Origin of the sequence: Halomonas sp. hl-4 (assembly GCF_900215475.1) — a bacterium.
Lineage (GTDB): Bacteria > Pseudomonadota > Gammaproteobacteria > Pseudomonadales > Halomonadaceae > Vreelandella.
Genome location: NZ_LT907845.1, coordinates 4,126,878 through 4,151,632, shown reverse-complemented (window position 1 = coordinate 4,151,632; position 24,755 = coordinate 4,126,878). Strand labels below are relative to the sequence as shown.

24 protein-coding genes and 5 tRNA genes are annotated in these 24,755 nt (G+C 56.0%); 17 read left to right on the top strand and 12 right to left on the bottom strand.

The genetic code is table 11. From position 1 onward, the window contains the following. Positions 1–38: 38 nt before the first annotated feature. Positions 39–635: a bactofilin family protein gene (locus CPH17_RS19420; protein WP_096300839.1), complete on the bottom strand. Its 597-nt coding sequence runs from the start codon at positions 633–635 to the stop codon at positions 39–41. 207 nt (positions 636–842) lie between these two features. On the opposite strand from CPH17_RS19420, the gene CPH17_RS19415 reads away from it, so the two are divergent. Further along, positions 843–1,409, top strand: a complete 567-nt coding sequence (locus CPH17_RS19415; RefSeq protein WP_096300838.1) for a bactofilin family protein — start codon at positions 843–845, stop codon at positions 1,407–1,409. Here CPH17_RS19415 and CPH17_RS19410 read toward each other — a convergent pair. The 5 genes from CPH17_RS19410 to hemA all read right to left on the bottom strand — a co-directional run bounded on the left by CPH17_RS19410 (position 1,406) and on the right by hemA (position 6,009). Then, positions 1,406–2,155 carry a HesA/MoeB/ThiF family protein gene (locus CPH17_RS19410; protein ID WP_096300837.1) on the bottom strand — a complete coding sequence of 250 codons (750 nt, stop codon included), beginning with the start codon at positions 2,153–2,155 and terminating at the stop codon, positions 1,406–1,408. The two genes, CPH17_RS19415 and CPH17_RS19410, sit on opposite strands and share 4 nt — an antisense overlap. Positions 2,156–2,158: 3 nt before the next feature. Then, positions 2,159–2,659: a leucine-responsive transcriptional regulator Lrp gene (lrp, locus tag CPH17_RS19405; RefSeq protein WP_074395857.1), complete on the bottom strand. Its 501-nt coding sequence runs from the start codon at positions 2,657–2,659 to the stop codon at positions 2,159–2,161. 100 nt (positions 2,660–2,759) lie between these two features. Continuing rightward, on the bottom strand, positions 2,760–3,611 hold the full coding sequence (prmC, locus tag CPH17_RS19400) for a peptide chain release factor N(5)-glutamine methyltransferase (RefSeq protein ID WP_074395856.1): 852 nt from the start codon (positions 3,609–3,611) through the stop codon (positions 2,760–2,762). Then, positions 3,611–4,699 carry a peptide chain release factor 1 gene (gene prfA / locus CPH17_RS19395; RefSeq protein ID WP_074395855.1) on the bottom strand — a complete coding sequence of 363 codons (1,089 nt, stop codon included), beginning with the start codon at positions 4,697–4,699 and terminating at the stop codon, positions 3,611–3,613. Before prfA ends, prmC begins: the two co-directional genes overlap by 1 nt. Then, positions 4,696–6,009, bottom strand: coding sequence for a glutamyl-tRNA reductase (gene hemA / locus CPH17_RS19390; RefSeq protein WP_096300836.1), 1,314 nt, complete (start codon positions 6,007–6,009; stop codon positions 4,696–4,698). Before hemA ends, prfA begins: the two co-directional genes overlap by 4 nt. Positions 6,010–6,211: 202 nt before the next feature. Here hemA and CPH17_RS19385 point away from each other — a divergent pair, with 202 nt between their 5' ends. From CPH17_RS19385 to CPH17_RS19345, 9 genes are all read left to right on the top strand, one after another. Beyond that, the gene (locus CPH17_RS19385; protein ID WP_074395853.1) at positions 6,212–7,966 is read left to right on the top strand and encodes a tetratricopeptide repeat protein; all 1,755 of its coding nucleotides are present in this window, start codon (positions 6,212–6,214) and stop codon (positions 7,964–7,966) included. A gap of 121 nt (positions 7,967–8,087) precedes the next feature. Beyond that, positions 8,088–8,681, top strand: coding sequence for a lipoprotein insertase outer membrane protein LolB (gene lolB, locus CPH17_RS19380; RefSeq protein ID WP_441316778.1), 594 nt, complete (start codon positions 8,088–8,090; stop codon positions 8,679–8,681). 11 nt (positions 8,682–8,692) lie between these two features. Beyond that, entirely contained in the window at positions 8,693–9,541 is an 849-nt protein-coding gene (gene ispE / locus CPH17_RS19375; protein ID WP_074395851.1) for a 4-(cytidine 5'-diphospho)-2-C-methyl-D-erythritol kinase, read from the top strand. 29 nt (positions 9,542–9,570) lie between these two features. After that, positions 9,571–9,645, top strand: a tRNA-Gln gene (locus tag CPH17_RS19370). Positions 9,646–9,703: 58 nt separating this feature from the next. Then, positions 9,704–10,645 (top strand): ribose-phosphate pyrophosphokinase, encoded by a 942-nt coding sequence (locus tag CPH17_RS19365; RefSeq protein ID WP_172822093.1) that lies wholly within the window; start codon positions 9,704–9,706, stop codon positions 10,643–10,645. Positions 10,646–10,741: 96 nt separating this feature from the next. Beyond that, entirely contained in the window at positions 10,742–11,398 is a 657-nt protein-coding gene (locus CPH17_RS19360; protein ID WP_074395850.1) for a 50S ribosomal protein L25/general stress protein Ctc, read from the top strand. A gap of 132 nt (positions 11,399–11,530) precedes the next feature. After that, positions 11,531–12,115: an aminoacyl-tRNA hydrolase gene (gene pth / locus CPH17_RS19355; protein ID WP_074395849.1), complete on the top strand. Its 585-nt coding sequence runs from the start codon at positions 11,531–11,533 to the stop codon at positions 12,113–12,115. Positions 12,116–12,199: 84 nt separating this feature from the next. Next, a complete protein-coding gene (gene ychF, locus CPH17_RS19350; RefSeq protein WP_096300835.1) occupies positions 12,200–13,291 on the top strand; it encodes a redox-regulated ATPase YchF in 1,092 nt (363 codons plus the stop codon). 64 nt (positions 13,292–13,355) lie between these two features. Then, a tRNA-Met gene (locus tag CPH17_RS19345) sits at positions 13,356–13,432 on the top strand. 65 nt (positions 13,433–13,497) lie between these two features. Here the strand turns inward: CPH17_RS19345 and CPH17_RS19340 are convergent. Further along, on the bottom strand, positions 13,498–14,802 hold the full coding sequence (locus CPH17_RS19340; RefSeq protein WP_096300834.1) for a M18 family aminopeptidase: 1,305 nt from the start codon (positions 14,800–14,802) through the stop codon (positions 13,498–13,500). Between the two features lie 139 nt (positions 14,803–14,941). Between CPH17_RS19340 and CPH17_RS19335 the strand changes: the two genes are divergently transcribed. Further along, the gene (locus CPH17_RS19335; protein WP_074395846.1) at positions 14,942–17,053 is read left to right on the top strand and encodes a carboxy terminal-processing peptidase; all 2,112 of its coding nucleotides are present in this window, start codon (positions 14,942–14,944) and stop codon (positions 17,051–17,053) included. Positions 17,054–17,129: 76 nt separating this feature from the next. Here CPH17_RS19335 and CPH17_RS19330 read toward each other — a convergent pair whose 3' ends face one another. From CPH17_RS19330 to CPH17_RS19315, 4 genes are all read right to left on the bottom strand, one after another. Then, entirely contained in the window at positions 17,130–17,492 is a 363-nt protein-coding gene (locus CPH17_RS19330; RefSeq protein WP_074395845.1) for a metalloregulator ArsR/SmtB family transcription factor, read from the bottom strand. A 214-nt stretch (positions 17,493–17,706) separates the two neighbouring features. Beyond that, positions 17,707–17,782, bottom strand: a tRNA-Asn gene (locus CPH17_RS19325). 49 nt (positions 17,783–17,831) lie between these two features. Continuing rightward, positions 17,832–17,907, bottom strand: a tRNA-Asn gene (locus CPH17_RS19320). A 38-nt stretch (positions 17,908–17,945) separates the two neighbouring features. Continuing rightward, positions 17,946–18,021: transfer RNA gene (locus CPH17_RS19315), tRNA-Asn, on the bottom strand. Between the two features lie 180 nt (positions 18,022–18,201). Here CPH17_RS19315 and miaB point away from each other — a divergent pair. From miaB to CPH17_RS19285, 6 genes are all read left to right on the top strand, one after another. Continuing rightward, positions 18,202–19,545 (top strand): tRNA (N6-isopentenyl adenosine(37)-C2)-methylthiotransferase MiaB, encoded by a 1,344-nt coding sequence (gene miaB / locus CPH17_RS19310; RefSeq protein ID WP_074395844.1) that lies wholly within the window; start codon positions 18,202–18,204, stop codon positions 19,543–19,545. Positions 19,546–19,631: 86 nt separating this feature from the next. Continuing rightward, positions 19,632–20,708, top strand: coding sequence for a PhoH family protein (locus CPH17_RS19305; RefSeq protein ID WP_074395843.1), 1,077 nt, complete (start codon positions 19,632–19,634; stop codon positions 20,706–20,708). Further along, positions 20,708–21,175: an rRNA maturation RNase YbeY gene (gene ybeY, locus CPH17_RS19300; protein ID WP_074395842.1), complete on the top strand. Its 468-nt coding sequence runs from the start codon at positions 20,708–20,710 to the stop codon at positions 21,173–21,175. Before CPH17_RS19305 ends, ybeY begins: the two co-directional genes overlap by 1 nt. Before the next feature lie 101 nt (positions 21,176–21,276). Beyond that, the gene (locus tag CPH17_RS19295) at positions 21,277–22,167 is read left to right on the top strand and encodes an HlyC/CorC family transporter (RefSeq protein ID WP_074395841.1); all 891 of its coding nucleotides are present in this window, start codon (positions 21,277–21,279) and stop codon (positions 22,165–22,167) included. A gap of 47 nt (positions 22,168–22,214) precedes the next feature. After that, the gene (gene lnt, locus CPH17_RS19290) at positions 22,215–23,681 is read left to right on the top strand and encodes an apolipoprotein N-acyltransferase (RefSeq protein WP_074395840.1); all 1,467 of its coding nucleotides are present in this window, start codon (positions 22,215–22,217) and stop codon (positions 23,679–23,681) included. Between the two features lie 132 nt (positions 23,682–23,813). Continuing rightward, positions 23,814–24,155: a hypothetical protein gene (locus CPH17_RS19285; RefSeq protein WP_074395839.1), complete on the top strand. Its 342-nt coding sequence runs from the start codon at positions 23,814–23,816 to the stop codon at positions 24,153–24,155. A gap of 1 nt (position 24,156) precedes the next feature. Here CPH17_RS19285 and CPH17_RS19280 read toward each other — a convergent pair whose 3' ends face one another. After that, positions 24,157–24,738 carry an SCO family protein gene (locus CPH17_RS19280; RefSeq protein ID WP_074395838.1) on the bottom strand — a complete coding sequence of 194 codons (582 nt, stop codon included), beginning with the start codon at positions 24,736–24,738 and terminating at the stop codon, positions 24,157–24,159. Between the last annotated feature and the right edge of the window lie 17 nt (positions 24,739–24,755).

The following is a 24,755-nucleotide window of genomic DNA, read 5'->3' as shown; positions in this document are numbered from 1 at the left end:
GGTTCCTTTGACGTCATTGACTACGTCGCGCCCGCTACCTAGCGGGCGTTTTTTTGTGTGGAACCATCCATTCGTTGTCGTGCCACGGTGCCATTAACGCTTGCACCTGAATGGCACTCAAAGCGATTAGTTGACATCGTCCCCCGAACGGTAGCACTGGGCATCAATGTCAATCTATCACTTGCATGGATATCACCGTCTAGGTGGCCACCTATACAGATATGCCCGCCCTCCAGATCAGCACAAACAATGCTGCTGGGGCTCAGTTGAATCAGTTGATTTTTGGCAATAACGGCGCCCACAACGCGCCCCTTGATCGACACGCTCTCATCGGCAATGACTTTTCCGGCTATTTGCGTTGCGACGCCCAGGTGACTTCCTTCTCTGCGATCTCCAAACGACTTAGCGCCGTCATATTGCGAAGGCTCGCCACGCGACTCGGATACATTGAGCGATTCGGCTAGCGGCAATATATCGTCAGCCCCAGACAACGCAACGGCATCGGTCAAGGTCTTCAGGCCTGAGGTGTTATGGCGGGTCCCTGCTCGTTTTTTTAACTTTTTACGCTGACCATCCAGAATGATCATCGTCATCACTGCAACGCCAAGCAAAATCAGCCATGTTTCAATACCCATGAGATGCGACGCCCCCGCCTTTAATTAAGCATAAAGGTTATAGACCCGAAGCTGATAGGTTAACGGCGAGAATACAAGGCGAGTTGCGCGGTATCTTTACGCTTCGATTTGCAGATGAGCAGCGTAGATTAAAAAACTCACCTATATGGCTGCCATCATTTTGGCATTTACGCGTTGGCACACGGCCCCACCCGACAGGAACATCGCATGTTCAGTAAAGCTAAATCCACTCCCGCGCATCAAAGCGCGACCGCCACTGAAGAAAAAATACCGTATTCCGAGCAAAAAAGCCTGCCCACAGCGTCACGGCAAAGCACGTCGGTGATTGGTAGCAATACCCAGGTCCATGGTGACATTAATAGCGACGAAGACATTACCATCGAAGGTCAGATCACCGGCGTCGTGACCTGCAAACAACATACCGTGACACTTGGCAGCAACGGCAGCCTAAATGGCGATGCCTATGCGCATACCCTGCGCATTTCGGGTAGCGTAGAAGGCAACTTGGTTGCCCTGCATAAAGTAACGGTTCATGACGGGGCGAATGTGACGGGCACCATTACGACACCATGTCTCGTTCTGGAAGACGGTAGCGTTTTCCATGGCAGCATTGATATGAACCCCGATAACGACGTTTTCGCCAGCGTTTTTACATCGCAGCAGCTAAAGGGCGGGAGCGGGAAAGCTAAAAGCGACCACAACCGCGCTGATACGCAAAGTACCAGTCTCCCGGTTAACGACGGCTATGGAAGCGAAAAAACCGACTCACTTTAGGGCGCGCACACAGGGCAAGCAGGGTCTCTCGGCAGATTAAAATGCCGCCAGTGTCCGCTTAGCGCGTCGAAGTGTGACAGCCCCTGATGCGCCTTGCCTGCCCCGCTCAGCAGCTTGAACGCCTCCACCGCTTGAAAACAGCCGATAATGCCGACCAACGGTGCCATGACACCACTTTCCGCGCAGTTTAGCGCCTCATCACCTTGCCCATCAGGGGGATACAAACAGGCGTAACAGGGCGCATCGGGCACGCGAGGATCAAACACCGCCAACTGACCAGAAAAACGGATGGCTGCCCCGGATACCAACGGCACCTTGGCTTTTTGCGTGGCGGCATTAATCGCGTAGCGGCTGGAGAAACGGTCTGTACAGTCGAGCACCACATCGGCGGTGGCCGCCAAACGCTCAAGCTGCTTCCCGTCAGCGTGGTCAGCCACAGCACTCACGCGGCACTGGGGATTGAGCGCCTGCATGCTGGCCTTTGCCGAAGCGGCTTTGTTTTGACCTAGGCTCGTCTGTTGGTGGGCGATTTGACGCTGCAAGTTGGACAGCTCAACACTGTCTGCATCTACCAGCGTAATATGCCCAACCCCCGCCGCCGCTAAATACAGTGCCGCAGGTGACCCCAAGCCACCGGCCCCGATAATCAGCGCATGGCTATCGATCAGCCGCTGCTGACCGCCGATATCTACTTCCGGTAACATAATTTGACGGCTGTAACGAAGCAGCGTGGGGTCGTCCATCATGGGCTACTTTTCCTCGAATTCCTCAAACTTGGGCACATGCAGGCTAAAGCTCTCTTTAACCTCCTCCATGACCACGTAGCTTTTCGACTCTTTGACACCGGGCAAGGTCAAGACGACATCGCCGAGCAGCTGACGATACGCCGACATTTCCGGGATACGACACTTTAGAATGTAATCAAACTGCCCCGACACCAAGTGACATTCCTGAATTTGCGGCAGCTTTTCCACCGCGCGCCTGAATTCATCGAAAACGGCAGGCGACTGGGTTTCCAGGCTAATCTCGACAAACACCAGTAAGTTGGCTTTGAGCGCCTGAGGGTCGAGTATCGCCTGATAGCCGCGAATAATCCCTGCTTTTTCCAAGCGTTTAACCCGCTCTAGACAGGGCGTAGTGGAAAGGCCCACCTCGGTGGCTAAATCCACGTATGAAATTCGCGCGTTTTCCTGCAGGCAGCGCAGAATTTTTAAATCGATACGGTCCAGCGTTTTATTTTTTGCTTTCATGGCAGGATCCATTGCTGATGAATCAGGCGGTTGAAGATAAACAGCCAAGGTGTCTGTCGGGTTTGGCCGGTCGTTACGAGAAACTCGCAGTAAATCAAAGTTAAATCTGAAAGACGCCTAGCGTAACGCGTTCGTTGCCTCCCAGGTCACAAACACTTTCAACGTTGTGGTAGCCCGCCGCATGCATCGCCTCGCGTAGTGCGGCGGCCTGGTCATAACCGTGCTCAAGCATTAACCAACCCGAAGCGGATAAGTAAGCCTTCGCCGTTACGATAAGGTGTAGCAAATCGGCCATGCCGTCGGCCTTGGCGACGAGAGCAGATGCCGGCTCAAAACGCACGTCACCCTGCTTCAAATGAGGATCGTCAGCCGCGATATAGGGCGGGTTGCCGACAATAATATCGAAGGTGGCGGCTTTATGGGGCGAAGCAAAGGCACTAAACCAATTGCTTTGCTGAAAGCTGGCATTGCCAAGCCCCAGCTGTTCGGCATTCGTTTGTGCTAACGCCACCGCGGCGGGGAGCAGGTCCACGCCCATAATCTGCCAACCGGGCCGTTCGCTGGCAAACGCCAGGGCAATTGCCCCTGTTCCGGTGCCGATATCCAGCAAACGACCGCTGGATGAGTCTGCTCGGCTTAACGCCAATTCAACCAGTGTTTCGGTATCGGGTCTGGGAATCAGCGTATCCCGCGACGTAGCGAGGTTTAGGCCCCAAAATTCGCGCTGCCCGGTCAAATAAGCGACGGGCACCCCCTGGGCTCGGGCTGCAACGAGGGCATCAAACCGCGCGTGTTGCCAGGTTGAGCAGCTTTTGTCTCCCCAGGTATACAGCCAGGTGCGATCGCGCTTCACGACATGGCCCAACAGTACCTCGGCATCCAGCCGCGCGCTGGTCGAGCCTGCATTAGCTAGCCGTTCAGCGGCTTTTCTTAGCAAGGCATCCAGTGTCATCAGGCATTCTGCAGGGCGGATAATTGTTCCGCCTGATACTCATGCACCAGCGGGTCAATGACGTCATCGAGCTGCTCACCGCTGACCACTTCGGTTAACTTATACAACGTGAGGTTGATGCGGTGATCGGTAATTCGCCCTTGAGGAAAATTATACGTGCGAATACGCTCACTGCGATCACCCGAACCCACCAACGAACGGCGAGCATCGGCCTGGCTCTGGCGCTGGGCATCTTGTGCGCTTTGTTTCAATTTCGCCGCCAGCAACGACATCGCCTTGGCGCGGTTCTTGTGCTGGCTGCGCTCTTCCTGACATTCGACGACTACGCCCGACGGCAAGTGGGTAATGCGAATTGCCGAGTCGGTGGTATTGACGTGCTGACCGCCCGCGCCGCTGGAGCGGAAGGTATCGACTCGCAAGTCTGCAGAGTTGATATCCACATCGCCAACATCGTCAACTTCTGGCATCACAGCCACGGTACATGCCGAGGTGTGAATACGCCCCTGGGATTCGGTCGCGGGGACGCGTTGCACCCGGTGGGCGCCCGACTCGAACTTCAAGCGGGCATACACACCGTCGCCTTTGACCCGCGAAATAACTTCTTTATATCCACCCTGCTCGCCGTGACTGGCACTGACGACTTCCACACGCCAGCCACGCTTTTCGGCATAGCGGGAATACATGCGGAAAAGATCACCGGCAAACAACGAGGCTTCATCGCCGCCGGTACCCGCGCGGACTTCCAAGTAAACCCCGCGACCATCATCCGGGTCTTTGGGCACTAGCAGCCGTTTAAGCTCTGTATCCAGCGTGTCCAACTGCTCGCGACCGTCGTCAATCTCCATCTCAGCGAGCTCACGTATCTCCGGGTCGCTGTCCTGGCTAAGCTGCTGAGCTGCTTCGATATCGCTTTCAATGCGACGATAGCGCTGCCAGGCACCTACCAACTCGTCAAGCTCTGAATATTCACGGGAGTAGTCACGAAAACGTTGCTGGTCGTGAATTACCTCAGGGTCAGACAGCAGCATTGACAGCTCTTCAAACCGATCGGCAAAACTATCTAAACGTTGGCGCAGAGTTTCTTTCATGCGGGCGTGTCATCCTTCTGGCGATTGGCCGTCGATGTCGATGGTTTTTCAAAGGCGGGCTTAGGCGGCATCAAGAGGCGCGGCGCCGCCTCCAATAACACGTGATCCTCTTGAGATGCGGCATCGCGCAGCGTTTGTGTCGGTTGATGCATCAGCCGATTGGCCAGTTGGTGGGCCAGGCGCTCGACGACCTTGGCCGGGTCTTCGCCGCGCGCCAACCGCTCCAAGGCCTGATCTCGTGCTGTATCACGCAGCGACTCCCCGTGACGGCGGTAGCCGCGAATAAGCTCGCCGCCATGACGAATGCGCCGCTCATGCTGCCAGCCGCTAACACCATGCTCAATCAGCGACTCAGCTTGGTCGGCTGCCACTTGGCGATGGCGGCGGTTTTCCTGAATGACTTCTTCAAGGTCATCAACTGTGTAGAGGAAAACATCGGCAAGCTCACCCACCTCAGGCTCGATATCGCGCGGCACGGCAATATCAACCATGAACACCGGGCGATGACGGCGTTTTTTCAGGGCACGCTCAACCATTCCCTTACCCAAAATTGGCAGTGGTGCCGCCGTCGAGGAAATGACGATATCGGCCTCTTCCAAGGCGGCCGGAATCTCCGGCAGAGTAATCGCCGTGCCGCCTAACGGCCCCGAAATTTTCTCGGCTCGCTCGCGGGTACGGTTAGCAACCGTCAGTTTGCGAACTCCCGCCTCATGGAGATGCCGGGCGACCAGCTCGATGGTTTCTCCTGCCCCGATCAGCAGCGCCCGCGAGCGACCAAAGTCATCGAAAATCCGGCTTGCCATACTGACCGCCGCATAAGCCACCGACACCGGGTTTTTACCGATACCGGTTTCCGTACGCACCTGTTTGGCAACCGCAAAGGTATGCTGGAATAACCGCTCAAGCTCACTACCCAGCCCCTGAGCTTCACGGGCCTGCTGATAGGCGTCTTTCAACTGACCAAGAATTTGCGGCTCACCCAGCACCATGGAATCCAGTCCCACGGCCACGCGCATCAGATGGCGTACCGCTTCATTATCCAGGTAGTGATAGGCACAGCGGGTCAGTTCATCGACCTTCAGCTGATGAAAACGGCCCAGCCAGTCGAGGACGACCTGCTCACCCGCCGCATTGGTGACGCAGTAAAGCTCGGTGCGGTTGCAGGTCGAGAGTACCGCCGCCTCGCTGATTTGCGGCAGCGCACGCAGCTCCGCCAGCGCGTGATCCAACTGCGCCGGTGTAAAGGCAACCTGTTCGCGTACGGCGACGCTGGCGGTGCGATGATTGATTCCCAGGGCAAGAAGCGTCATGGGGTATGTGTCTTCGCTAGTGTGTCGGTCTTCACGTCAATTTGGGCTTGCTCTGGCAAGTCTAAGCAGCGATGGTGAGGGCTAAATGCCGCTCGATAAAGTGGGTTATCTTACCACAGCACACAATGATCTGGCGCACACCACTTTGCCGCAGGCGGGCAAGCCGCTATGCTGAGCACTCGGCCACCTGATTGAGACCCGCATGCCACCACGTTTGCTGCTATTCCCCCTGGCCGCCATCACGCTATTCGTGAGCGGCTGTCAGTTGTCGCCCAATGCCCACGATGAGCGGCTGCCGTTTACCGATGACCCCATGCGTAACGCCCCGCCCATTTCGCAGGGGCTGGACGCTGCCGGCTTAAGCACGCTGCTGCAGGCAGAGTTTGCTGGGCAGCGCGGCGACTTCAAGCGCGCAAGCCAAGGCTACCTTGAAGCTGCAGAACGCTTCGGCGCGGAGGAACTGGCTGAGCGAGCGACCTTTGCCGCTCGCTTTAGCGATGACGACAGCCTGATTGAGGAGGCAGCACAGGGCTGGAAAGCGCTCAACCCTCAGGCCGAAACCCCGAACCGGCTGTTGGCTGCTCTATCGCTGCAACAGGGCAATTGGCTAGAAAGCCTGGAGCGCCGTCTCGCCTTGACAGCGGCCAACCAGGATGGCGAGCTAACCGGCTTTGCTGAAACGGCGATTGCTGAACAGGGCCCGCTTGACAGCTTGCTGAACCGCCTCGTCGAGCACTTAAATCAAACGCCGCCCAGCGACCCAGTGCAGCAAGCCGATGCACTGCTGGCGGCTGCACTTTGGGAAGCGGCATTGGGGCGTACCGAGCAAGCCCGTGGCTACCTTGATCAAGCCTCTGGTTTGACTGAGCGGCCCACGCTGCTACTGGTAGAAGGTCAGCTGGCATTTGAAACCGACAATCCCGCCAGGGCGCGTCAGGCGGCCCAGCAAGGCCTGCAGGACAACCCAGACGATGTGCGCTTTTTACTGCTGCTGGCTCAAGCCGAGATCCGCCTTGATAATCTGGACGCCGCCCAACAGCAAACCGATGCGCTGCTCGACCGTCATTCAGGCAGCGATGCATTGCGGGTCGCCCTGGCGCAGCTTTACTTAGATGAGGGTTATGCCGCCCCCGCGCAGCGCCTACTCAAGCCACTGGTGGGTCAAGATAATACGCCTAACCTGGCCTATTATTTACTTGGGTTAATCGCCCAGTCCGAAGACGACACCGAGAACGCGCTGCTCTACTATCGTCAGGTAGATGGTGGCGAGGAGTTTTTACCGGCACGCGCTACAGCGGCGCAAATGCTCATCGATGACGACCGGCTAATCGACGCGCGCGCCTTCTTGCGCGTCGAGCGCATGCGTCATGAAGATTACTTTAGCGACTTAGTTAAACTGGAAGTACAGTTGCTCGACGAACTCGGCCGCACCGCTGACGCAGAAGCTCTGCTCGCCCGCGAACTAACGCGCACGCCCGATGACACTGAGCTGCTTTACCATCGAGCAATGCGTGCCTGGGAGATGGGTGACGTTGAGCAAATGGAACAGGATCTGCGCCACGTAATCAGCATCGAACCCGACAACGCCGTGGCACTCAATGCGCTAGGTTATACCCTAGCGGATCTGGATCTTCCTGACCGCCTGGAGGAAGCTCGCGAATTGATTGAGCGCGCCTACAAGCTAGATGCTGATAATCCAGCCGTTCTCGATAGCCTCGGCTGGGTGCACTACCGCCTCGGCGACCCTCAGGAAGCGCTCACTTGGCTGGAACGAGCTTATTCACGCATGCCCGATCAGGAAATTGCCGCTCACCTGGCTGAAGTACTGCATGCCCTTGGACGAAGTGACGAAGCGCGCCAGATTATCAATGACGTACAGCAGCGCACCGCAAACCACCCAACCATTGATGCATTAATACAGCGCTATCCCGAACTCGACCCGGCAGATTCCCTCTAACGCGAGCCGAATGCCATTCTTTAATGCGATCGCCGTTGACCAATTAACTGACAAGGAGTCCGACATGCACACCTCTTCAATTTTTATTCCGAGCCATCCTTTACGCCGCGCCTCAAGGCTGATGGCCTGTGCGGTGGCGGTATTACTCGCCGGGTGTGCCACCCAGGCACCGCAAGATGAAAGCGGTCGACAAGCCGGTGACTGGGAGGCCCAAGAGGCCGAGGTTGAAGCACTCGACACCTGGACCCTGGTAGGTAAGGCCGGGCTACGCACTCCTGACGAAAACACCAGTGCCAACCTCGACTGGAATCAGCATCCGCATTACTTTCGCATGCTGATTAGCGGTCCCTTTGGCGGTGGCCGTACCGTGTTGGAAGGCAGCGAGGGGCGCTTCTCGCTGTCTAACGGCGACGGCCAGTTTGAAGCAGAAACCCCAGAAGCACTGATGGAAGAACAACTCGGCTGGTCACTGCCGGTCCGCGCCATGCCCGACTGGACGCGCGGCCTGCCCGGGGATGACGACAACTACCAGTTGGAAACCGATGAGTTTGGCTTCCCAAGCCACCTGGAACAGGATGGTTGGGAAATTGACTATCGCGAATGGGAGCAATACAACGGGCTTTGGCTACCGCGCCGCCTGGTCATGAACTATGACGATATTCGCATCACCCTAATCGTCAATGAGTGGCGTCCCACGGATGACGAGGACGAATAAGCCAAGCCATTATGACGACCTTAACGCTGCCCGCGCCCGCCAAGCTGAATCGGCTGTTACACATTACCGGCCGTCGTGAAGACGGCTACCATCGGCTGCAAACGCTGTTTCAGATCGTTAACTTGTGCGACCAGTTGACACTTAGCGCGCGCGATGACGGCATCATCCAACTAATTAGCCGTGTGCCTGGCGTCGCCGATAGCGACAATCTGATCGTACGTGCCGCACGGCTGCTCCAGCAGGCCAGCGGCACCCGACAGGGCGCGACGCTGGCATTGGACAAAAAGCTACCCATGGGTGGCGGGCTTGGCGGCGGCAGCTCCGATGCGGCCACAACGCTACTGGGCCTCAATGTGCTCTGGCAGCTGGGTTTTTCGCTTGATGAGCTGGCCCAACTGGGGCTACAGCTAGGCGCTGATGTCCCCGTATTTGTGTATGGCCGTAGTGCCTGGGCGGAAGGCGTTGGAGAGCAGCTTACGCCGGTCATGCTCGACACCCCCTGGTTTGTGATTATTCACCCCGGCGTTAGCGTTTCAACGCCTGCTGTATTCAAGGACCCGCAATTGACACGCGACAGCCGCCCCATTACTATGGCGCGCGCACTGCAGGGGGGAGCGTCGGAGTGGCGCAACGACTGTGAAGCCGTGGTCAAACAGCGCTATCCAGCCATTGCGGAAACGCTAGACTGGCTATCACAGCATGCACCGAGCCGGTTAACCGGCACAGGGGCCTGCGTGTTTGCTGCATTTGAGAATGCGCAGACGGCATACGCAGTTGCCGAGGCGGCGGGCCATCACGGACCAGCCTGGGTAGCACGCGGACTCAACACCTCTCCTCTACATGATGCTTTGGGCTGCTGATTCGCCCGGTCATCGCATTAGGTTATTACTGGGGTATCGCCAAGTGGTAAGGCACCGGTTTTTGGTATCGGCATTCCCAGGTTCGAATCCTGGTACCCCAGCCAACCTAACGTTGACCTGCGTTTTCCTCCCTGATCCCCAACACTGCAAAGGTGGCTGCGCGTGTCAAAATTGATGGTTTTCGCCGGGAACGCTAATCCCGAACTCGCTCAAAAAATTGCCGAGAGCTTAGACAGCCGAATGGGTAATGCCACGGTGGGTCAATTCAGCGACGGTGAAATCGCGGTCGAGATCAATGAGAACGTGCGCGGTAAGGATGTCTTCATCCTGCAATCCACCTGTGCGCCGACCAACGATAACTTGATGGAACTGATCCTGATGGTCGACGCCCTGCGGCGCGCCTCAGCCACTCGCATCACGGCCGTGCTGCCCTACTTTGGCTATGCACGCCAGGACCGACGCGTGCGTTCGGCGCGGGTACCCATTTCCGCCAAGGTAGTGGCCGATATGATGGTTAAGGCTGGCGTAGACCGCGTCATGACCATGGACCTGCACGCCGATCAGATTCAAGGCTTTTTCGACGTGCCGGTTGATAACGTTTACGGGTCGCCTATTTTGCTCGACGACATTGAACGTCAGAACTACAGCGACCTGGTAGTGGTATCCCCCGACGTTGGCGGCGTAGTTCGCGCTCGCGCCATCGCCAAACAGCTTAACGCCGATTTGGCCATTATCGATAAGCGTCGCCCCCAGGCTAACCAAGCCCAGGTGATGCACATCATCGGTGAAATCGAAGGCCGCACCTGTGTGGTCGTCGACGATATGATCGACACCGCCGGCACGCTTTGCAAAGCCGGAGAAGCGCTAAAAGATCACGGTGCCAAGCGCGTTGTTGCTTACGCCACGCACCCGATATTATCCGGCCCTGCCGTCGATAATATTACCAACTCGGTACTTGATGAAGTGGTGGTGACCGACACCATCCCGCTCTCCGACACAGCGCGGCGCAGCGGCAAAATTCGTCAATTGAGTGTTGCTGGCTTGATCGCGGAAGCTATCCGCCGGGTCAGCAATGAAGAATCTGTCAGCGCGATGTTCCACTAATCGGCTGACACCATAGCCCGGCAACGGGCCCCTGGAAGCGTCGTCGTCTGGTCGCGGGCGGCGGCGTTTCCTTACTTAAACCAAGAGGCACATTTCATGTCTGATTTTAGTTTGATAGCCAGCGTTCGTAATGACCTGGGGAAAGGTGCGAGCCGCCGCCTGCGTCGTGCGAACCAACAGGTACCGGCCGTTGTTTACGGCGGTGAAAAAGACGCGCAGTCAATTGCCGTCGAAAAAACCGCTTTCTACAAAGCGATTGAAGACGAGTCATTCTTCTCCTCGGTCATCACGCTCGTGATTGAAGGCAAGGAAGAGCAGGTAGTGGTACGTGACCTTCAGCGTCACCCGTACAAGCCGCTGCTGACCCACGCCGACTTCCTGCGTGTTGATGCCACCCACGAAATCACCATGAATGTGCCGCTGCACGTCATCGGTGAAGACGTGTGTGTCGGCATCAAGGATCAGGACGGCGAACTGCACGTTCTTGCTAACGAAGTGGCGATTAGCTGCTTGCCGAAAGACCTTCCTGACTACCTGGAAGTTGACATCAGCAAAGCTGAGATCGGCACGACGCTGCACCTGTCTGACCTGACTCTGCCGGCAGGCGTCACCTCGGTGGATCTGTCTCATGGCGAAGAGCATGACAACGCGGTACTCAGCATCACCAAGATGAAAGTTCGTACTACCGACGAAGACGAAGACGGTGAAAGCGCAAGCGACAGTGAAGGCGAAGAAGACAACAGCGCCGAGTAAGCTGTCTGCGTGGGCCGTCCCCGCACGGCCCTCGTGATGTTACGATCAAGCGCTTCGGCGCTTGATTTTTTTTGTGGCCGCCACAAGGCGTCATCAAAAACGTTCTCCCAGAATTTTTGTTGGAGGTGGGAAATGAGCCAGGTAACGGCCATCATTGGACTCGGCAACCCCGGAGCTAACTATGAGGCAACGCGCCACAACGCCGGCTTTTGGCTCGTCGATGCGATTGCCCGCAGCACCCATGGTGAACTACGCCCGGAAAAGAAGTTCCTCGGCCATTATGCCAAGGTGCGCGTCGGTGACCATGAGCTGCACTTACTCAACCCCACCACCTTTATGAACCGCAGCGGTGCAGCCGTCGCTGCTCTGTGCCAGTTTTTCAAACTTACCCCTGACAATTTATTGGTGGCCCACGACGAACTCGACCTGCCGCCAGGCCAGGCACGTTATAAAACCGGTGGCGGCCATGGCGGCCACAATGGACTGCGCGATATCATCAGCGCACTGGGCAACCAAAAACAGTTTCACCGAGTACGTATCGGCATTGGCCACCCGGGGGATGCAAGCCAGGTCACCAATTATGTACTAGGTCGCGCTGGAAAGGCTGAGCAAACGGCTATTGAGCGCGCCATCGACGAGTGCCTAGCAACCTTGCCCTCGGTCCTGGCTGGCGACTGGGCCAAAGCCATGAACCAACTACACAGCCTAAAGCCATAACATTTCACCAGTGGTTGGCAGCGGGCTGATCTCGTAGAATGGCGATTAATTTTACGCCCTACCATCTCTTTTCAGGAACATTTTATGGGTTTTAACTGCGGCATCGTCGGGCTGCCCAACGTCGGCAAGTCCACACTGTTCAATGCGCTTACCAAATCAGGCATCGACGCAGAAAACTTTCCCTTCTGCACCATCGAACCCAACGTAGGGATCGTGCCTATGCCCGACCCGCGGCTTAATGCCCTTGCCGAGATCGTCAAACCGCAGAAAGTCCTGCCGACAACGATGGAGTTTGTCGATATCGCAGGCCTGGTGGCAGGCGCCTCAAAAGGCGAAGGGTTGGGCAACAAGTTTCTAGCCAATATCCGCGAAACCCAAGCCATCGCTCATGTGGTGCGCTGTTTCGACAATGACAATGTGATCCACGTGGCCAACCAGGTTGATCCACGCGCCGATATTGAGACGATTAATCTTGAGCTTGCACTCGCCGATTTAGACACCGTCGAAAAGGCCAGCCAGCGCCTTGTCCGCTCGGTGAAGGGCGGCGATAAAGAGGCGATTGCCACCAAGGAGATTCTTGACCGTATCCAGCCGCACGTGGCTGAAGGCTTACCGCTACGTAGCTTTGGCTTAAGCGAAGACGAGCAACGTCAGGTAAAAAGCTTCGGTTTTTTGACCTTGAAGCCCACCATGTACATCGCCAACGTCAATGAAGACGGTTTCGAGAACAATCCTTATCTGGATGTCGTTCACGAAATCGCTGCCGAGGAAGGCGCTGTGGTGGTGCCGGTATGCAACCAGATCGAAGCCGAAATCGCCGAACTGGATGACGAAGAACGCGAGATGTTTTTAAGTGAGATGGGGATGGACGAACCCGGTTTGGACCGTGTGATTCGCGCCGGCTATGCGCTGCTCGGCCTGCAGACCTATTTCACGGCGGGCGTTAAGGAAGTGCGCGCCTGGACTGTTAAGCAAGGAGCCACCGCGCCTGAAGCCGCCGGTGCTATCCATACCGACTTCCAGAAAGGCTTTATTCGCGCGGAGGTCGTCGCCTTTGATGATTTTGTTTCCCTGGGCGGCGAGCAAGGCGCCAAAGATGCAGGCAAATGGCGCCTTGAAGGTAAGGAGTATATCGTCAAGGACGGTGACGTCGTGCATTTTCGTTTCAATGTGTAGCGGCTCTCGCCAACTAATGCTTGACGGACTCGGCAGCGCTGAGTAATATTCGCCCCCGTTGAATGGCTACGTAGCTCAGCTGGTTAGAGCACATCACTCATAATGATGGGGTCCCCTGTTCAAATCAGGGCGTAGCCACCAAGCGAACATTAAAAGCCCGCTGACACTGTCGGCGGGCTTTTTTGTTTGCCGGTAGCTAAAAGGTTCTAGCTTAACGTCGAGCGGTTTAAAAACCCCACCAGCGCACGGGTTAGATACTCAACGTCTTGAGTCCCTGCGGTTTCCCGAATCGAGTGCATCGCCCACTGAGACAGACCCACATCCATAGTGGGCACGCCGACCTCGGTGGCGGTAACCGGCCCGATGGTGGTACCGCAGCCCATGTCTGATCGCGTCACAAACGACTGTACCGGCACGTCGGCATCGCGACAAACATCGCGGAACAGTGCGCCCGTCACGCTATTGGTCGCATAGCGCTGGCTGGCATTGACCTTGATCACCGGCCCGCCGTTAAGCGACGGCCCATGCAACTCGTCGTGCTTATCACGGAAGTTGGGATGCAGCCCGTGGGCGTTATCACAGGAGATCATCAGCGACGACTGAGTCAGTTGCACCAGCGATTCCTCAGTCGCCCCTCCCACCTGCGCATTGAGGCGCTTCAGCACATCGCCCAAGAAGGGACCTTGTGCACCGCAGGCAGTCGCACTGCCCACTTCTTCATGATCATTGGCGACCAGCAGCGCGCCTTGCTGCCCATCGCAGTCAAGCAACGCTTCCAGGCCCACAAAACATGACAGCAAATTGTCCAGCCGCGCGCTGGCAATCAGCTCCTGGTTGACGCCCACCAGGGAAGGTGGCTGCACATCGTAAAAGCCCAGCTCAAAATCGACGATATCCACGGCGCGTAAGCCATGCTCGGCTTCCAGCCATCGTGCCAACAGGTCCTGGAGCTTGTCTGTATCGCTCTGCAGCAGCACCGGCGCCATTTGGGTTTGGGGGTTGATGCTACGCCCTGCATTCACATCGCGGTCAAGGTGAATCGCAAGGCTCGGAATGATCGCTACCGGGTGATCAACGTTAAGGAGCATACTCTCAAGCTGTCCATCAGCATGGCGGATATGCACCCGCCCAGCTATGCCTAAGTCGCGGTCAAACCACGGGGCAAGCAACGCGCCGCCATACACCTGCACCCCCAACTGCAACCAACCGGCGGCATACTGGGTGGCATTAGGCTTTAAATGTAGGCTGGGGCTATCCGTATGCGCTCCTATCATGCGCAAATCCCGTAGCGCTCCCGAGGGAAGTTGAAAGGCAATCAGCGATGAATCGTTGCGCGTCACGTAGTAGCGCTGACCGGGCATCAACTGCCAATTGGCCGTCTCTTCCAGTCGCTGAAAACCAGCGTGCTCTAAACGCTCAGCCATCGCACCCGTGGCATGCCAAGGCGTAGGTGACTGGCGTAAAAACTCGCATAACCGCGCGACGCGATCAGCGTTGAATGTTTCGGACATAGAAATCCCCATTAGCGACATGATTGAGTCTCAGCGAAGCAGACGACCTGCTACAATGCTCCTTCGGCCTTCGCAACTCATAGGTCAGATGCGGGTCTAGGAAAGCATGAGTGTACACAAATCCGGGAGAGCTTGACTGATGAGCTTGTTTGCAACGCTTTCGCGCTCGGTCGCCCTAACCGTCATGCTGGTCGTCACCAGCTCGACGGCGTTAGCGCAACTTGAGCCGACCGAAGAACAGCGCCAAGCGGCGGTAGAGATTGCCGACTCGCTCCGTTACGGGCACTACGCAGAGGTCAGCTTCGACCAAGCGTGGTCGAAAGAGGCCTTCGACCGTTACTTGGATATCTTAGACGGCCAGCGGGCTTATCTGTTAAGTAGCGATATCGAACCCTATCGCCACCTGGAAACCGATCTGGCCGAGACGCTTTTCGAGGGTGAACTGGATGAGGTATTTGCGCTTTATGATCGTCTCAGCGAGCGCCATACCGCACGCCTTGAGTGGTTACTGGAGCGCCTTGACGACGACACAACGTTCAACTTCGACGGCGATGAACGCCTTGAGCTTGAGCGCGAAGACACTGCCTGGGCCGAAAATGAAAGCGAGCTAGAATCGCTATGGGAAAAACGGCTGAAAAATGATGCTCTGACCCTGGCTTTAACCGACCAGGATGACGAGCAAATCGTCGATAATCTCCGCCAGCGCTACGAGGGCCAGCTCTCCCGCCTGGAGCAAACCGAATCGGAAGACGTCTTTGGCTTGGTCATGGCCGCGGTGACCGGCACCATTGACCCCCATACTAGCTACCTCTCGCCGCGCCAAGGCGAATCGTTCGATATTCAGATGAGCCTGTCACTGGAAGGCATCGGCGCGCTACTCCAGGCAGACGGCGAATACGTCAAAGTATCCAGCTTAGTACCCGGCGGCCCCGCTGAACGCGCTGGTGTTCTGGAGCCCGCCGACCGGATTATTGGCGTAGGTCAAGAAGACGGCGAGATGGTCAACGTTATTGGCATGCGCCTGGATAACGTGGTTGACCTAATTCGCGGCCCCAAAGGCTCCGTTGTTAAGCTTGACGTGGTGCCCGCCCAGGCCGTGGATATGACTCGCTCGCAAACCGTCGAAATCACCCGCGACACGGTTGACTTAGAAGACCAAGCCGCCCAGAGCGAGGTGATTGATGTCGAGCGCGACGGCACCACCCACAGACTGGGGGTTATTGAAATCCCCACTTTCTACGTCGATTTTGACGCCTGGCAGGCGGGAGAAGACGACTACCGCAGCACCACCCGCGATGTAGCCAAAGAGATCGAGCACCTGAAAAGCCAGGACATAGAAGGCATTGTGCTTGACCTGCGTAACAACGGCGGCGGTGCGCTGCAAGAGGCCAATTCGCTAATCGGCCTGTTTATTGATCGCGGCCCCACCGTCCAGGTGCGCGACGCCGACGGCCGTATCAATCTCTACGGCGACAGTGAAGCCGGAACGCTCTACGACGGACCCATGGGCGTGCTGGTCAATCGGCTATCAGCCTCGGCATCAGAGATTCTCGCCGGTGCCATTCAGGATTATGGACGCGGCATCGTGATGGGCAGCTCTACCTTTGGTAAAGGCACGGTCCAGACGCTAAGCGATTTGAATCATGGTGAAATCAAACTCACCCGCGCTAAGTTCTATCGTATTTCGGGTGAGAGCACCCAGAACCGTGGCGTCGAGCCTGACATCGACTTCCCTTCCCTGCTCGACCCGGAGCGCATTGGCGAAAGCAGTCTGGACAATGCGCTGGAATGGGACACGGTTCAAGACGTTCAATACCGCCGTTACGGTGAGCCCGAACGCTACCTTGATACGCTGTTATCAGCCCATGAGGAGCGCGCGGCGGATAACCCTAATTTCCGCTATCTTGAGCAGCAATCAGCGCTATCGCGTGAGCTCCGTGAGCAAAACACCAGCGTCAGCCTCAACCGTGAACAGCGCGAGCGGGAAACCGAAGCCCAGGAAGCTGAGCAGTTGTCATTGGAAAACCAACGGCGTCGCGCTCTGGGACTCGACGAGCTTGAAGAATGGACCGACGCCCGTGACGAAACACCACTTAGCGATAACGCTGCTGAAGATGACACCAGTAACGGCAACGAAGATGACGATAACGAAGACGACATGCCGGTAGAACGAGCCCACGTACTTGAAGCCGCTGAAGTTCTGCTGGATTACGCTCAGCTACAAAACGCTCAACGCTACGTAAACCGGTAAGCTGATTAGCGCATCAAAGGAAGATGCTTCGACAGCGCCGATGCCAATCAATGGCAACGGCGCTGTTTTAGACGTGTTAACACAGTGCTGCCCGGCGCGTCGGCCGGTCGCCCATGGCGGCCAAACGCTGCGTCAAGCGGGCCAAGTGGGCTGGGCAGCCTTGCTGGGCTGAGTCAATAATACGCCGAGCCCAGTCTGGTAACTGGGGGGATAGCTGGTAATACACCCACTGCCCGTCCCGCTGGTCTACTAGCAGCTCGCATTGGCGGAGCTGTGCTAGGTGACGGGACACCTTAGGCTGAGACGCCTCCAGCGCGTAGGTCAGTTCACACACGCACAGCGATTGCTCCTGGGCAATCAAAAGCACCAGCATTAACCGCGTCTCATCGCTTAAGCACTTGAATACCTGCAACGCATGCAGCGAAGTGGATTTTCCCACCGCTATTATCCCCACCTAGCAAATAATTCGAATAGTTTACGCCAACTGCGTTTACACCAGCAAAGCCGCTGGTAATAAGCGTTAGACAGCCACACAAAATCATCTGAGGCACTATAAGGCAGCAAACGTGCCACATTCACGTCAAAAGACTTTAAAAGAAGAGCTGAATCGACTGGTAGCGTGCGTCAAAAAAGGAAGGACAAAAGGTACTAGATGGCTCCCCGAGCAGGACTCGAACCTGCGACCCAATGATTAACAGTCATTTGCTCTACCAACTGAGCTATCGGGGAACAATAGGACTACCTTAGGGGTAGGTTTTACGCTTCTTGCGGGGCAATTTGGCTCCTCGAGCAGGACTCGAACCTGCGACCCAATGATTAACAGTCATTTGCTCTACCAACTGAGCTATCGAGGAACAATCTAATATTGCCGTGTTTGAGGTAGTTAGTGCATTGGCTCCCCGAGCAGGACTCGAACCTGCGACCCAATGATTAACAGTCATTTGCTCTACCAACTGAGCTATCGGGGAACTGCTCAAACACGGTGCGTAGTATACTCATAGAAATGTTACGGTCAAGCACCGATTCCGCGTCAACGCTAGCCGCCTGTGGGTTGTGTCCGTATAATGCAACGAATCAACTAGCGCCCAAGCGCAACGACACTTCATTCATCCCTCGTCTTTTCGACGACTCATAGATGACAGGTACCGATGGCGAAGAAGCTCTTCATCAAAACGCACGGCTGCCAAATGAACGAGTACGACTCCTCCCGCATGGCGGATCTACTCGGCGTATCTCATCAGCTCGAACTTACCGATAACGAGCGTGAAGCCGATGTCATTCTTCTTAACACCTGCTCCATTCGTGAAAAAGCGCAGGAAAAGGTGTTTCATCAGTTGGGACGCTGGAAAAAACTCAAAGACGCCAATCCCGACCTCGTAATCGGGGTTGGTGGCTGCGTGGCCAGTCAGGAAGGCGAAGCATTGCGCAAGCGCGCGCCTCATGTCGACATGGTGTTTGGGCCGCAAACGCTTCACCGGGTGCCGTCCATGCTGGATGCACGCCGCGACAATCAAATTGCCGCGGTGGACGTTACCTTCCCGGAAATCGAGAAGTTCGACCACCTTCCTAAACCGACCTCAGACGGTGCCACCGCCTTTGTATCGATCATGGAAGGCTGCTCCAAGTACTGCACCTTCTGCGTGGTGCCTTACACCCGTGGCGAAGAAGTCTCGCGGCCGTTTGAAGCGGTGATGGATGAAGTCATCCACCTCTCCGACCAGGGCGTACGCGAAATCAATTTGCTCGGCCAGAACGTCAACGCCTACCGAGGCGAAAACCAGCTCGGCGATGAGATTGACCTTGCCGAACTGATCGCCTGCGTTGCAGCCGTTGAGGGGATCGACCGTATTCGCTTCACCACTTCGCACCCGGTTGAGTTCACCGATAGTCTGGTGGAGGCGTACGCCGATATCCCCGAATTGGTCAGCCACCTGCACCTGCCGGTGCAATCAGGCTCAGACCGCATCTTGAGCGCGATGAAGCGTGGCCACACAGTAGAATCCTACATCGAGAAGATGGAAAGGATTCGCGCCAACCGGCCTGATATCAGTTTCTCTTCCGACTTTATTATCGGCTTCCCTGGCGAAACTGAAGAGGATTTCGAAGCAACGATGGATCTGATCCATCGCATTGGTTTCGACCACTCATTTAGCTTTGTCTACTCGGCGCGCCCCGGCACGCCTGCCGCCGCCCTTGAGGATGAAACACCGGAAAGCGTTAAAAAGCAGCGTCTGGCGATTTTGCAAGAGCGCATTCTCCAGCAAGCCGGGCAAATCAGCCGCCGTATGGTGGGTACCACCCAGCGTATATTGGTGACGGGCTTCTCGCCGAAAGACCCAGGCCAGCTGTCCGGGCGTACCGAAAACAATCGGGTGGTCAACTTCCGTGCCGCCAATCCTACCGAGCTAATCGGCTACTTCGTCGACGTTGAGATCACCGAAGCCCTGCCCAATTCGCTGCGCGGCGAGCTGGCTACCCCGGAGCGTTATTAAATATCGCTTATCCTAGGTAATTGCCCCAACACCCGTTGGGGCAGTAAGCTGAGTTTCATATCCATCAACCGATAGGTTTTCCACTCTTGAGCCAGCCATCGCTTCAGGCCAATCGCATTATCACGCTAAGCCTTGAACCCAATGATCCGCAGCGCCTTGCCAGCCTATGCGGCCAGCAGGACGAGCACCTAAAGCTGATTGAAAGCCGCATGGATGTGACGCTACGCAACCGAGGCAATGTGTTCCAACTCGCGGGCGCAGCTAACCGTATCAAGGCCGCTGCAAACGTACTGGAACACCTTTACCGTGAGACGGCAGCAGAAGAGCTATCGGCTGACACAGTGCATCTTTTTCTACAAGAATCAGGGCTTGAAGCACTCGATGAAGAAGAAGATGGCGAAGGCGATAGTGATGAAGTGATCATGCGCACCCCGCGCACCATGATTAAACCCCGCGGCCTTAATCAACAACGCTACGTCAACAGCATTCGCGAGCACGATATTAATTTCGGCATTGGCCCTGCGGGTACCGGTAAAACGTATCTTGCCGTGGCGGCCGCTGTGGAAGCGTTGAATCAGCAGGAAGTGCGGCGCATTTTACTCGTGCGTCCAGCGGTGGAAGCTGGTGAGAAGCTTGGTTTTTTACCTGGCGATCTGGCCCAGAAAATCGACCCTTACCTGCGCCCGCTTTACGATGCACTTTATGAAATGATTGGTTTTGAGCAGGTGGCCAAACTGATTGAGCGCCAGGTGATTGAAATTGCGCCGCTAGCCTACATGCGCGGCCGGACACTCAATAATGCCCATATCATTTTGGATGAGAGCCAAAACACAACACCGGAGCAGATGAAAATGTTCCTGACGCGAATCGGTTTTGGTTCCACCGCCATCATTACCGGCGACGTCACCCAGGTCGATCTCCCTAAGGGACAGCGCTCAGGCCTGATCCAGGTACTCGACGTATTAAAAGGCACACCGGGAATTGGCGTGACGCATTTTGCCGCTAAAGATGTGGTTCGCCACCCGCTGGTGCAACGCATCATTGAAGCCTACGATGCCTTTGAATCCCAACAGGAAGTCGAAGAACGTGCCCGCCAAGAGGTACGCAAGCAAGAGCGAGAAGCTCGCCTAAAGGCCCGTGAAGACTCAGGAGATACGCTCTAATGAGCGATATCGTGATCGACCGCCAAGCGGCCATCGATGATCAGCACCTGCCGAGTCAGACTCAGCTCACCCACTGGGTGAGCGATGTCCTGGCCGCACATCCTGACGACGCACGCCGGGAAATGACCATTCGGTTTGTCGACCCTGCCGAAAGCCAGTCGCTGAACCGCGATTATCGCGGCAAGGACAAACCCACCAATGTGCTATCGTTTCCGTTCGAGAACCCACCGGGCATAACGCTACCGTTACTTGGTGATTTGGTGATTTGCCATGCGGTGGTTGTGCAGGAAGCCGAGGAGCAGCATAAAGCCCTTGAGCATCACTATGCCCATATGGTGATTCACGGCACCTTGCACCTACTGGGTTATGACCACATGGACGACGACGAGGCCGAGGCAATGGAGCAATGTGAGCGCGTTCTGCTTGCGGCCCTGGGCATTGCTGACCCCTATATCGCCGAACTGTAAGACTTAATGCCTATACGCTGAACTGGTATCGCGCCCCTAGTCAGTGATAAAACACTTCTTCACATTACGCCATCTGAGTCCGTCAACAAGAGATTATCCGCATGAGCGAAGACCGATCGAGCAACGCCAATCAACGATCCTGGCTCGAGAAACTCTTTGGTGCCCTTTCCGGCGACAACGACGAACCCAGCTCACGCGATGAGTTACTGGAATTTTTACGCCACGCGGCAGGACGTTTAAAGCTTGACCAAGACGCCATCATGATCATTGAAGGCGCATTGGAAATTAGCGATCAACAGGTCCGCGAAATTCTCATTCCCCGCTCACAAATCTCGGCAATTACCCTCGATCAAACCAGCGAGGAGTATTTAGCGCTCATTCAAGAAACCGGCCACTCTCGCTACCCGGTGATTGGTGAAAACCTTGACGATGTAAAAGGCATTTTGCTGGTCAAGGACCTGCTGCCCCTGCTCTCGCAAACCCAGGCCGAACGCGATGCGTTTCAGCTTGATGACATTGTCCGCTCGGCGATGTTTATCCCCGAGTCCAAGCGGCTTAACAGCCTACTTAAAGAATTCCGTGATACCCACAACCACATGGCCATTGTGGTCGACGAATACGGTGGCACGGCGGGCATCATTACCATCGAGGATATTCTTGAGCAGATTGTCGGTAATATCGAAGATGAGCACGACGCTGACGAAGAAGAAGATATCCGTGAGTTAGGCAATAAGCGCTATGCCATTCGCGCGCTCACCACCATTGACGACTTTAACGATCATTTCGATACCCAATTCTCTGACGATGAGTTTGATACCATCGGCGGGCTGGTGATGCAGCAGTTTGGCCACCTCCCTCAGCGCGGAGAATACACCTATCTGGGCGGCTGGCGCTTTGAGGTCCTCAACGCCGACAACCGCCGCATCCGCTTGCTTGAGGCCTACCGGGAACAACGCCCTGACACCAGCGACGACGAGCAAGAAGACGTGTAACCTTTACGCCTCACGCTCAGGACATTCGCTAGATAGGATATCGCGTTATGGGTAGCATTCCCGCTGTGTATCAACAGCTTATCGCCGCGCTGCTGGCTGGCGGCTTAACCACACTGACCGCATCACCGTTTGAGCTTTGGTGGCTAGGCCCGATCGCAGCAGGTTTAATGTACGCGGGTATCCATCAGCTCACTCCCGCACAGGCAGCGCTAAAAGGGTGGTGCTACGGGATAGCGCTGTTTGGCAGCGGCGCCTCCTGGGTGTACGTATCGATTCACGACTACGGCTACACGGGCGTACCGCTCGCGCTATTTCTCACCGCCCTGTTTGTCTGCGTGCTGGCGCTTTTTTTTGCCGGCACGCTATGGCTTTACCGCCGTTTTACCGGCCCGCGTCTGGCGTTAGTAAGCTTTGCTGGCGCCTGGGTGCTGGGCGAAGTACTGCGAACGTATTTATTCACCGGCTTCCCCTGGTTATTGTTAGGTTCAGGCTATGTGGATTCACCACTAGCCGCCTGGGCGCCCATTGGCGGCGTTTATTTACTTTCCCTGCTGGTCGCCCTTAGCGGCGGGCTTGGGGCAGCACTTCTCCTGAGACGCCAATGGTGGACGCTGGCACCGCTGGCCGCCATTTGGCTGATTCCGCTGGCAATGCCATCGCAATGGACAACTCCCGTTGAGACGCCAACGCGGGTAGCGCTTTTACAAGGTAATCTTCCCCAGCTTCAGAAGTGGACCCCAGAAGGTCAACGCAATGCCGCTAACACCTACAGCGACTTAACCCGCGACGTTGCTGACGAAGTGGACCTGATTGTCTGGCCGGAAACCGCCCTACCCATGATGGAAACCCAGGCGCGACCGGTGCTTGAGCGGGTACAAAGCAATTTACCCGCCGACACGGCGCTGGTGACCGGCGTGGTCCAGCGAGACATCGACGAGCGCTTGTTCAATAGTGTGGTGGGCGTGGGCAACGTGGAAGGCAGCTACCAAAAAGAGCATTTGGTGCCCTTCGGCGAATACCTGCCGCTGGAAAGCCTACTGCGCGGCGCGATCAACTTTTTCAATCTGCCCATGTCGAGCTTCGCCAAAGGCGAGCCTGATCAAGCGCCGATGCAGGCGGCAGGCGTCAGCATTGGCCAGGCCATATGCTATGAAATTATTTATCCGCAGCTGGTGGCCAGCCGCGCCAAAGACAGCAACGTACTGATGACGTTGTCTAACGACACCTGGTTTGGCGCATCAATTGGCCCCCACCAGCACTTACAAATGGCACGCCTGCGGGCGCTGGAAAACGGTCGCTACGTTCTGCGCGCCACCAGCAACGGCATTACCGCGATCATCGATCACCAGGGTGGCATCGTCGAGCGCGCACCGCAGTTCGAAACCGCATCGATCACCGGAGAGTTCTTCGCCACGGAGGGCTTAACGCCGTTTACCCGTATGGGTAGCTGGCCGGTGTGGTTTTTAGCCGCACTCATGGCGTTGGCAGGTGTTTCGCGGACGCGTCACCAGTAAACTGTGCACACCGCATTAGCGGCTTAGCGACAATTCGCCTAACGATGCCAGCCCCATTAATCGTTGGCTGGCATCCGAGAGTCGATAGTCCGCTAGCAGTTCCACTGATTCTGCGAGAGAGCCTTCATTGCCATGTTGAAATCCCGTTCTTTTTTATTACTTGTCGCGTCACCCCTTGTTGTCGCGTTGGTCCTGGCGGGCATTATCTTTGGTGGGCAGGCAATGTCTGACGGCAATGTCGACAGCGATATTCAACACGCGCTGGCAGATGAACTGGATACGTCGGGTGATATCGAACTTTCGAAGCTTCAAAAAGTGCAATATGGCTATACGATTTGCGGGTTATACCGCACGGCATCGTCAGACAGTGGTTACGCATCGTTTCTATACGATAAAGAAAACGACAGCGTTGAATTAGATATCAATTCGCGTCGTTATAAATCGCGCTGCAGCCTCTCCGTTGCCTGTCAGTAATTTACTCGCTTTCATCGACAAGCCGATTAATATCAGCCACCGCATCGGAAATCGGATGACTATCGCGTATTAAAAACTGCGCCTCGCCTTCACGATCAAAGGCGAAGACAGCACTGGTGTGCGTCACTATATAGTCGCCGCGCTGATTAGGCTCTTCGTACTCATACGTCACCCGCATGCGGTTAGTCAGGGCGTCAATTTCCTCTAAATCTCCCGTTATGCCGATAAAGTCAGGTCCAAAGGCATTTGTGTAACGCTTGACGACCTCTGGCGTATCACGCTCAGGGTCCACACTGATGAACAACACCTGGATGTCTTCGCGAACGTCATCATCAAGCTGATTCAGCGTCCCCGCGAGTCTGGCAAGCGTAATTGGGCATACATCTGGGCAGTACGTATACCCAAAATAAACCAGCGTGACCTTACCCAGAAAATCTTCAGCTTCTACGGCCTGACCGTCTTCATCGACCAGCGAAAAATCCAGCGGCGGTTGGATCTCAGATGTATCTGCTGTGCGCCAACTTCGCTCACTACAGCCGACGAGCCACAGCGACATCAACCCAATGAACAACCATTTATACATTGATGAGTCCTGATTGC